This is a genomic window from Brevibacillus porteri (assembly GCF_003013475.1).
GTDB classification, from domain to species: Bacteria; Bacillota; Bacilli; order Brevibacillales; family Brevibacillaceae; genus Brevibacillus; species Brevibacillus porteri.
On the sequence record NZ_PXZO01000047.1, the window covers coordinates 1 to 8,292 of the forward strand.

Annotated in this window: 10 protein-coding genes; 7 read left to right on the forward strand and 3 right to left on the reverse strand. The window is 47.4% G+C overall.

Annotated features, from left to right (window positions below):
* Positions 1-150: 150 nt before the first annotated feature.
* The 5 genes from C7R92_RS22880 to C7R92_RS22900 all read left to right on the forward strand — a co-directional run bounded on the left by C7R92_RS22880 (position 151) and on the right by C7R92_RS22900 (position 4,232).
* Positions 151-978, forward strand: a complete 828-nt coding sequence (locus C7R92_RS22880; RefSeq protein WP_106835748.1) for an amino acid ABC transporter substrate-binding protein — start codon at positions 151-153, stop codon at positions 976-978.
* Between the two features lie 80 nt (positions 979-1,058).
* Positions 1,059-1,892, forward strand: coding sequence for an amino acid ABC transporter substrate-binding protein (locus C7R92_RS22885; protein WP_069847815.1), 834 nt, complete (start codon positions 1,059-1,061; stop codon positions 1,890-1,892).
* Positions 1,879-2,574 (forward strand): amino acid ABC transporter permease, encoded by a 696-nt coding sequence (locus C7R92_RS22890; protein ID WP_106835749.1) that lies wholly within the window; start codon positions 1,879-1,881, stop codon positions 2,572-2,574. The genes C7R92_RS22885 and C7R92_RS22890 overlap by 14 nt, the downstream gene beginning before the upstream one ends.
* A 17-nt stretch (positions 2,575-2,591) precedes the next feature.
* Positions 2,592-3,326 (forward strand): amino acid ABC transporter ATP-binding protein, encoded by a 735-nt coding sequence (locus tag C7R92_RS22895; RefSeq protein ID WP_106835750.1) that lies wholly within the window; start codon positions 2,592-2,594, stop codon positions 3,324-3,326.
* 531 nt (positions 3,327-3,857) lie between these two features.
* The gene (locus C7R92_RS22900) at positions 3,858-4,232 is read left to right on the forward strand and encodes a YybH family protein (RefSeq protein ID WP_069847820.1); all 375 of its coding nucleotides are present in this window, start codon (positions 3,858-3,860) and stop codon (positions 4,230-4,232) included.
* Between the two features lie 89 nt (positions 4,233-4,321).
* Here C7R92_RS22900 and C7R92_RS22905 read toward each other — a convergent pair whose 3' ends face one another.
* Complete coding sequence (locus C7R92_RS22905) at positions 4,322-5,092, reverse strand: ANT(4')-I family aminoglycoside nucleotidyltransferase (protein WP_106835751.1); 771 nt, start codon at positions 5,090-5,092, stop codon at positions 4,322-4,324.
* 162 nt (positions 5,093-5,254) lie between these two features.
* Positions 5,255-6,178, reverse strand: a complete 924-nt coding sequence (locus C7R92_RS22910) for a LysR family transcriptional regulator (RefSeq protein WP_106835752.1) — start codon at positions 6,176-6,178, stop codon at positions 5,255-5,257.
* Between the two features lie 144 nt (positions 6,179-6,322).
* Here C7R92_RS22910 and C7R92_RS22915 point away from each other — a divergent pair, with 144 nt between their 5' ends.
* Complete coding sequence (locus C7R92_RS22915; RefSeq protein ID WP_106835753.1) at positions 6,323-6,805, forward strand: DinB family protein; 483 nt, start codon at positions 6,323-6,325, stop codon at positions 6,803-6,805.
* A 41-nt stretch (positions 6,806-6,846) separates the two neighbouring features.
* On the opposite strand, the gene C7R92_RS22920 is transcribed toward C7R92_RS22915, so the two are convergent.
* Positions 6,847-7,398 (reverse strand): nitroreductase family protein, encoded by a 552-nt coding sequence (locus tag C7R92_RS22920; protein ID WP_170831592.1) that lies wholly within the window; start codon positions 7,396-7,398, stop codon positions 6,847-6,849.
* A 157-nt stretch (positions 7,399-7,555) separates the two neighbouring features.
* On the opposite strand from C7R92_RS22920, the gene C7R92_RS22925 reads away from it, so the two are divergent.
* Entirely contained in the window at positions 7,556-8,272 is a 717-nt protein-coding gene (locus C7R92_RS22925; protein WP_106835754.1) for a GDSL-type esterase/lipase family protein, read from the forward strand.
* Positions 8,273-8,292: the final 20 nt, after the last annotated feature.

Sequence of the window (8,292 nt, forward strand, 5' to 3'; positions counted from 1 at the left end):
ATATTCTTCTCCCCACCGCAGGTACATAGAACCTTGTCCCCTCCAATTCAAAGTAATCAAATAGGATTTAATAATTTAAAGATTGACAAAGGCATGAACGACCACTACTATGAATCCATGAAATCCGATTAACATAAAGGGGATTACAACATGAAAAAAGTCATTCTGTCTACCTTACTATCTTGCCTGCTACTGGGAATGGCTGGCTGCGGCACTTCCGGTTCTCCTTCTCAGCCGAATCCTACAACTCCGCCTGCTGATCAAGCAGCTTCGCAAAATTTGCTAGAAAAAGTGAAAGCCGAGAAAAAACTCGTCATTGGTACGGAAGGTACATACTCTCCGTTTACGTACCATGATCAGTCGGGCAAATTGACCGGCTATGATGTGGAGGTTATCACCGAAGTTGCCAAGCGGCTCGGTGTAGAGCCTGTGTTCCAGGAAACCCAGTGGGATGCCATGTTTGCGGGACTCGACTCCAAGCGCTTTGACGTCATTGCCAATCAAGTAGGAATCCGTCCTGATCGTCAGGAAAAGTACGAATTCTCCAAGCCATATACGATTTCCCGTGCGGTTTTGGTTACTCACAAGGACAATGACACCGTCAAAGAGTTCAAGGATATCAAAGGGTTAAAAGCCGGACAATCCATGACTAGCAACTACGCTGACCTCGCACGCGCCAATGAGGCAGAAATCGTCGGTGTAGACAATTTCAATCAAGCCATTGACCTGATTGCACAAAAACGCGTCGACGTTGTGCTCAACGATAATTTGTCAGTACTTGATTTCCTGAAACAAAAGCCTGATACGCCCATCAAAGTCGTGGCGAAAAATGCAGAGGGCCAACCAACCGGTTTTATGTTCCGTAAAGGAAGCACAGAACTGACTGACGCGATTAACAAGGTGCTCGATGAGATGCAGCAGGACGGCACCCTTTCCAAGATTTCCGTCAAATGGTTCGGCGAAGATATCACGAAGTAATTCTTAGTCATTGACAAAATTGTCTGTCCCTTTTAGTATGTTCCTATTCAAATTCACATCGGTTTAGTGGGGGTTAATTTATGAAAAAACTATTTTTTTCCCTTCTCGCTTCCACTCTGTTAGTCGCATTGGCAGGCTGCGGGTCGTCTTCAACGGGACAACCACCGCAAAATAGTGCCACTCCTGCCCCAACAGAAGAGAAAAAAGAACAAAACTTGTTGGAAAAAGTAAAAGCCGACGGAAAAATTCTGATTGGAACCGAGGGCACGTATGCGCCGTTTACGTTCCACGATCAGTCTGGCAAGCTGACGGGCTATGATGTGGAGGTCGTGACAGAGGTAGCGAAGCGCATCGGAGTAGAGCCTGTTTTTCAAGAAACACAATGGGATGCGATGTTCGCTGGAATCGACTCCAAGCGCTTTGATGTCGTAGCGAACCAGGTAGGCATCCGCCCTGATCGTGAGGAAAAATACGATTTCTCCAATCCATACACCGTATCCACAGCGGTCCTTGTCACCCATAAAGACAACACGACCGTAAAAGGCTTCGAGGATATCAAAGGTCTGAAAGCAGCCCAAACATTGACGAGCAACCTCACAGATATCGCGAAGAAAAACGGAGCGGAAATCGTTGGTGTGGAAGGTTTTAACCAAGCGATCGATTTGCTTGTTTCCAAGCGTGTAGACATTACGATCAACGACGGGATTTCCCTGTTGGACTTCATGAAGCAAAAGCCTGATGTTCCTATCAAAATTATCGCAAAAGATCCGAACGTAGCGAAAAACGGTTTCCTCTTCCGCAAGGGCAGCACAGAGCTGGTTGATGCATTCAACAAAGCACTGGACGACATGACGAAAGATGGTACCCTCGCAAAAATATCAGAGAAATGGTTTGGTGCAGATGTCTCTAAGTAGCCTCTTTGAAAACCCAGAACGCCTGAACCGATGGATCGATATCGCGCAAAGCTCCTTTCTTCCTCTGTTGAAAGGAGCCTTGCTCTATTCATTGACAATCGCCATCGCGTCCTTTTTCATTGGTCTGATCATTGCGGTTCTCACTGCTCTGGCACGTCTATCCGGCATAAAGCCGCTGATTGCCTTCGCCCGCTTTTATGTATCGATCATTCGCGGTACTCCTTTATTGGTCCAATTATTCATCATTTTTTATGGCTTGCCGAGCATCGGCTTGATGATCGATCCGATACCGTCGGCAATCATCGGCTTCTCTCTCAGCGTCGGTGCCTATTCCTCCGAGGTGGTACGTGCCGCGATCTTGTCCATTCACAAAGGGCAATGGGAAGCAGCCTACTCCATGGGGATGACCTACTGGCAAGCACTGCGCAGAGTCGTGCTCCCTCAGGCAGCTCGCGTCTCCATTCCTCCTTTGTCCAACTCGTTTATTAGTTTGGTCAAGGATACTTCGCTGGCTTCGGTCGTTCTGGTACCAGAGATGTTTCGCAAAGCCCAAGAAGTCGTCGCTGCGACATATGAGCCGCTGCTCGTCTATGCGGAAGCAGCCCTTATCTACTGGGTGATTTGCTTCATACTCTCTATTATCCAGGATCGCATCGAAAACAAGCTGGACCGTTATGTCTAAAAAGCAGGTGAAAACGCATGATTACGATCACGGATGTGCATAAACAATTCAATACCTTACATGTACTCAAAGGTATTTCTCTCTCGGTGGAAAAAGGAAAGGTAGTCGTTATCATCGGTCCTTCTGGTTCCGGGAAAACAACCTTGCTTCGCTGCCTGAATGCACTTGAGGTTCCGACCAGCGGTAGCGTCCAAATCGGCGACGTCAAGCTGGACTTTTCCAAAAAAGTAGAGAGAACAAGTATTCCGAAGCTGCGAAAGCAGACCGGGATGGTGTTTCAAAACTACAATCTGTTCCCGCACATGACAGCCGTTGAAAATGTGATGGAGGGACCCGTCACTGTCAAAAAAGTAGACAAAGAAAAAGCACGTGCGAAAGCCGCTGCTCTCCTGACAAAAGTAGGTCTCGGTGACAAGCTGGACCATTATCCTGCACAGTTATCTGGTGGACAGCAGCAGCGTGTAGGGATTGCTCGGGCACTGGCGATGGACCCGCAAGTCATGCTATTTGACGAGCCTACCTCCGCTCTCGACCCGGAGCTCGTTGGCGAAGTGTTGAAGGTGATGAAGGAGCTTGCCCAGGAAGGGATGACGATGATCGTCGTCACGCACGAGATGGGGTTCGCCCGGGAAGTTGCCGACGAGGTTATTTTCATGGACCAAGGTGTCATCGTGGAACGAGATACACCTTCCCATTTGTTCGCAAAGCCGCGTGAGGAACGCACACGTCAATTTTTGCAGCATTTGAAGTAAGAACCAGAAAAAAGACTCTGTCTCTTGTATGAGAGCACAGAGTCTTTTCTTTGCAAGATTACCTTAGTCATCAATGAAGCAAATCACGAGAAAAATAATAATGAGAATCCAAATGAACCCGCCACCAAAAAAGCCGAAACCACCGCGATCGCAACCCATAATTTACCTCTCCCCTCATTGAAATCAGATGGAAGCACCGATTCTGCTGGCAAGGATCGGTACTCCATTCAGCTTATGACAACCGCATCTCTCCTGTATGGATGCCTGTCTATCCCAGTGATTAAAAAGAAAAAAACGGGTGCTTGCCCTCCGCATTTATACAAAACCTAAAATTAACAAATGCTTCATGTTCTCTCTACTCTTCCTTAACATCAGACAACTATCATGAATGTGTCAGACCCTACGATGGACATTACGTCCTCCATTTCCGCCCGAATAGCCCCCTTCTACATCGGGCGGGCTTTTTTTCTTTGCCGCAAACCTATAAAATATGGATAAATAGACCATTTTTAGCGGAGAGAGGGATCATTTGTGGAAGGGTATAAACAGGCGTTAGCGCAATATATTGACGCTACGAATACACATGACTTTGCCAATGTAGAAAAAATGCTTCATCCGAACGCCATTTACTGGTTTTCCGACAAGACCTGTACATCCATGAGTGAGATCGGCGCTTACTTTGAAAATGCATGGCATCTGATCAAGGATGAAGTCTATGCAGCTACGGATGTCCAGTGGATTGCTGTCGATCAAAGTTCCGCTAGCTGTGTATATACGTATCAATATCAAGGCTATTACAACGGGGAATTCGTCACGGGAAGTGGCAGAGCCACGAATATTTTTACGAAAACAGAGACAGAGGAATGGAAGCTCATTCATGAGCATCTGAGCGGCAAAGTGGAGTAAGCCCCAAAAATAAAAGCCTCGCTAGGAAGCAAGGCTTTCTTGGTAAGTCGAGACCCCTCGTTCAAGGGGTCTCGTTTGTAATTTATCCACTAAAAAGGGATTCGCTCTGAATGAATCACATACTGATGCTGTGCAGCCCACTCTTGGAGACCATCCCAGAATGCTTCGCAAGCGCTAACGATTTTTGCTGGATCAGTCAGATCCCCCGCCATCACCAATCTGGCTACCTGATCGAATCCAGCCGGACGATGCGGCAATTCCAGCGCTTCCGGCAAAACCTTGGCCCCTGTCGAGTAAAGCTTTCGGTTGTGCAGCCCGATCAACATCGCACCGTATTGGGCAAACTCCATAGCCAAGTAGGGCAGATAGGTATGTGGGCCGTTTAGATTTACGTTTCGCAACTTGCCAATAAACTCGTACATTTCCCCTACGAGAATACCGTTGATTCCTTCTGTGAACTCTTCCTGCGCTGGTGATTCTGCTGCTTTTTTGAGCGTTTTAAAAAAGCCCTTCGGATCGTACAGACTCAGCGGAGAAAAGAATGGGCCATGTGTCAGCGGCCAATCATCCTCGACCGTAGCGGCAGTGTTCAGCAATACATCTGCACTGCACACATTTACTTCAGCCTTCCAAGGTCCTGCTGACCATTCGTAGCTAAATTCTATTTCTTCCCCTGATTCTTCTAATACACAAAACATCTCGATATCCGAATAAGGGCCGTCTGTCCCTCGAGAAATGGAACCATACACCCCAATGGCCAGAACTTTTTCTTTGTACACTTCATGTAATCTCGCAGCTATTTCTTGGCAGGTTTGAAATCGTTCACTTCGAGATATTTTTACAGGTCCATTCATGTTCATTTACGTACATCTCCCTTGATCTATTTTGGGGTAGCTGACACAAATACATGAATGGAGGACCTCGGGATTAACGGGGGACTTTTTTTGGATGCATGTGAACTTCCTCCCCTCGACCAGATCGTGGTTCGTAATGATATGCATTTTACCAAGGAAAGGAAAATCTTACGAGCGGTTTTTATTCGTGGTGGGAGCATGAGTGTTGTCGATGGCCGATTGAATATACGCTTGTAGCGTATCGATGAAGGTACGAGCGGCAAACCCCATATATTTGTCCTTGCGATAAACCAAACAGATGTCTTGGCTGGGTGTCGGATGCAAGAGGTTGATGATCGCAATCTCGTCGTCGTTCATGTTTTGCAGCAATAAGCTAGGCAGAATGCAGCCCCCGATCCCCTTTTTTACAAGAGTCAATAGAGACAGGAGTGTGGTTGTTTCGATATGAGCCTGCAAGCGAAAGCCTTCCTGTATGCAATAGCGATTGATGAGCTGTCTCGCTTGATGATCCGACGGAAACATCACCATTTTTACATCTTGAAGCTGCTCAAACTTGATTGCCTTTTCCTTGGCAAGTGGATGTGCGGTATGAACCGCAAGCGCGAACTCTTCGTGAAATAGCGGAATGACAGTGATTCTCTCATCCGGCTCAGGTAGCACAGTCACGCCCAAATCAATCTCGCCGGATGTGATTTGCTCCACGATTCTTGTAGACTCAATGACGGATAAGGATGTTTTGGGATACAAGCGGTGGAATTCTACAAGAAGAGCATCAAACAACAAATCGGCATCGCCAGGCAGGACACCGATCGTGAGCGTGCCCCCTTCGTTGTTTTTCATGGCAGCAATCGCTTCGCGTGCGTAGTCGATATGGGAAAAAACATGCCGACTCTGTTCCAGCAATACCTTTCCTGCTTCTGTCAGCGCAATTCGCTTACCTAAGCGGTCAAACAGCGGGACACCCAGCTCACTCTCTAAAAACTTGATTTGCTGACTGAGATTGGACTGCGAGGTACACAGCTTTTCTGAGGCCCGGGAAAAATGCATTTCCTCACATATTGCCATAAAATACTCCAATTGCCTGAGCTCCATTGCTTCACCTCTTGTGCCCATTATCATTTTTACTAATCATTCTAATCGGAAAAGCATGATTGTTGCGTTTTCCCCTACGACGTACACTTTAGTTGACGGTAAGATCGCTGTCAATCATAGGAAAATGATAGGGAGGTTTGTCTCATGTCTCAAAGCATGATCACTACAGCCACATCCGTTCGTCAAATTGGTCTGCAACAGATTCCGTTGATTCCTGAGGAGCTATTGGATGTGCAATCCCCCGCTTTTTCAAATACACTTCGCTGGAATATCGGGCATATCGTCTTTTGTTTTCAGCATTTTCTGTCCATCGGCTTGCCTTACCAATCTGACCTGCCCGCTTCCTACGCTACTCTTTTTCAGACGGGAACGAAGCCTTCTGACTGGACAACTGCATCACCCTCGAAAGATGAGCTGATTCACTACTTGTCCGTACAGCTTGAACGGTTGTCCTCCGTCACCCCTGACGAGCTAGAGGCAGCATTGCCAGCCCCCATTACAATGGGTCCCTTCCAGTTTACGACGGTAGGAGAAGTCTTTAACTTTGCCGTCATGCACGAGTCCATCCATCTGGGGATCATTTCAAGCATGGTAAAAGTCGTAGCGCAGGAAGCAGCAACAAAGTAATTGCAAAAAAACGAGACCTTCGAATGGTCTCGTTTTTTCGTTTATTCGAACCGAGTGAACTTTTCTTCAGCAGATGTGCGTGTGCGTGCTGCTGGTACATTTTCCTGATCGAAAAAACCGAGGTGCAGGAAACCAACGATTTTCTCTCCTGGCGCAACACCCAAGATGGCGTGTGCCTTCGGGTCCCAGTTGTGCGCGTTTGTTTTCCAGACTACGCCTAATCCACGCTCCCATGCGAGCAACTGGAAGTTTTGAATGAGAGCTGCCGTCGCACTGAAATCTTCTTCCCATTGTTTTTGGCGCGGATCTTCTTTCATGATGACGACCAAATAGGCTGCCGGTTGGTTGTACATGTCTCTGCGCGCCTGATGGGCTTCTGGGGGATAGCAGGTGATCAACTTCTCTACAAACGCTTCTTTTTTCTCTGAAGATACAAACAGAAATCTCCAAGGCTCACGAATACCATGGTTCGGCGCGTACACAGCGTCATTCAATAGCTCCAAAACAAGTTCTTCGGACACAGTATCTGGTTTATAGTCTTTTTTAATAGAGCGGCGCTCTCGAATGATTTTAGCAATGGACACAACGGTCACCCTCTTCTCTTAGACTCCCACACTTTGATAATGGTTATCAATCTTATTCAGAACATATGTTATCGTGTACACTCGGCAAAATCAAGTAAGAAGTAAACGAAACTGCACACCACGCTTACAGGGATATGGTAAACTTTTGGACGAGGAGGGATGTAGCTTGGACGAACAGCGCCCAGCTCTCATAAAGCCCGGATTTTTCAGTATCGATGCGCCAGCAGACAGACGACGCAACGAATTTGACTTTCATAATGAAGCGCTGCTCTTCCACCAGCAGCCCGTCGATTTTGTTTTTTTCGGCGATTCCATCACGCATTGGTGGGATCTTGCTACCTTTTTTGGCAGGTCCGCTCAGACGATCGTGAATCGTGGAATCGGCGGTGACACAACCGAACAGGCCCGCAGACGTTTTGCCGCAGATGTCCTTCAATTGAAGCCACGTTACGTGGTGATCATGATCGGGATTAACAATACGTGGGCGTTGGATACATTCTTGCCTTCCGACCGACTGACACCTCAAGAGATTAACCAGCAGGTGACCAGTGATGTAGAAGCAATGGTGCATGCGGCTCTCGAGCAAGGCATTCAGCCCATTCTTTGTTCCCTTTTGCCTACATGCATGGACCGATACGCACGCAACCATGAGCGAAACCAGCTCGTCATCACGATCAATGAACGTTTTCAAGAAATTGCTGAACAAACAGACTGTCTCTATGTCGATTATCACTCCCGCATGACGGACGCAGATGGTATCACACTGCGCATGGAATTGGCTGATGACGGACTTCATCCGCATGTCCTCGGCTACCAACTCATGGCGACCGTTCTGCGCGATACACTTTCTGCACATGACATCGCACTTGGCACACCATCATGAAATCGAGTAGGAGGGAGTGA

What these genes read in the sequence shown, in the direction of transcription:
- C7R92_RS22910 (WP_106835752.1), bottom strand. Translation starts at nt 6,178, where the DNA reads ATGGAGCTCAGGCAATTGGAGTATTTTATGGCAATATGTGAGGAAATG.
- C7R92_RS22880 (WP_106835748.1), top strand. Translation starts at nt 151, where the DNA reads ATGAAAAAAGTCATTCTGTCTACCTTACTATCTTGCCTGCTACTGGGA.
- C7R92_RS22915 (WP_106835753.1), top strand. Translation starts at nt 6,323, where the DNA reads ATGTCTCAAAGCATGATCACTACAGCCACATCCGTTCGTCAAATTGGT.
- C7R92_RS22890 (WP_106835749.1), top strand. Translation starts at nt 1,879, where the DNA reads ATGTCTCTAAGTAGCCTCTTTGAAAACCCAGAACGCCTGAACCGATGG.
- C7R92_RS22885 (WP_069847815.1), top strand. Translation starts at nt 1,059, where the DNA reads ATGAAAAAACTATTTTTTTCCCTTCTCGCTTCCACTCTGTTAGTCGCA.
- C7R92_RS22895 (WP_106835750.1), top strand. Translation starts at nt 2,592, where the DNA reads ATGATTACGATCACGGATGTGCATAAACAATTCAATACCTTACATGTA.
- C7R92_RS22905 (WP_106835751.1), bottom strand. Translation starts at nt 5,092, where the DNA reads ATGAACATGAATGGACCTGTAAAAATATCTCGAAGTGAACGATTTCAA.